Raw genomic sequence first — 420 nt, forward strand, 5'->3', positions numbered from 1 at the left:
TGCGGTCGGATTGTCGGTGCTGGTGCCTTACATCGGTGCAGCGGTAGTCACAATCCCGATCGCTCTGGTGGGCTATATGCAGTGGGGCTGGAATAATGACTTTTTTTACCTGATGACGGTTTACGGCATTATTCAGGCACTGGATGGTAATGTGCTGGTGCCACTGTTGTTTTCAGAGGTGGTAAACCTGCACCCGGTAGCCATTATTGTTGCGGTACTGGTATTCGGGGGAGTGTGGGGGTTCTGGGGCGTGTTTTTTGCGATTCCACTGGCGACCTTGCTCAAGGCGGTGATCCAGTCCTGGCCTGGCCATACTGGTCATGATTGAGCGGTAATTGAGCGGTAGTTGCACAATGACTGGGTGGCAGTGGCAAAATGGCAGCCCGGGCGCGGATAATCAGCGTTTGCGCGGCGCTACTC

Annotated in this window: 1 protein-coding gene; it reads left to right on the forward strand. The window is 54.8% G+C overall.

The window, feature by feature from the left end:
* Positions 1-328: AI-2E family transporter (locus Q4563_RS16435; protein WP_303605245.1), on the forward strand; the 328-nt coding region annotated here is incomplete at its 5' end.
* Positions 329-420 lie beyond the last annotated feature (92 nt).

It is taken from the genome of Gilvimarinus sp. 1_MG-2023 (assembly GCF_030548285.1).